Annotated in this window: 1 protein-coding gene; it reads left to right on the top strand. The window is 63.2% G+C overall.

Going from position 1 to position 228, the window contains the following annotated elements; genetic code table 11:
* Window positions 1-10: 10 nt before the first annotated feature.
* Window positions 11-228 (top strand): thiamine pyrophosphate-binding protein (locus tag ACX6XY_RS30575; protein ID WP_460338022.1); only part of this gene is annotated, 218 nt, incomplete at its 3' end.

Raw genomic sequence — 228 nt, 5'->3', positions numbered from 1 at the left:
AGCGTGTGGTGTGCAGCGGGTTTACGGCATTTCCGGAGATTCGCTCAACGGCTTCACCGATGCGCTGCGGGAATCCGACACGATCGATTGGGTGCACGTCCGACACGAGGAGGCGGCCGCCTTCGCGGCCTCAGCCGAGGCCGAACTCACCGGTGAACTGGCGGTGTGCGCAGGCAGTTGCGGGCCGGGCAATCTGCATTTGATCAACGGTTTGTATGACGCCCAACG

This window comes from Streptomyces sp. O3 (assembly GCF_054788135.1).
The sequence above is the reverse complement of the archived record's forward strand: the minus strand, read 5'-3'. Positions and strand labels throughout refer to the sequence as shown.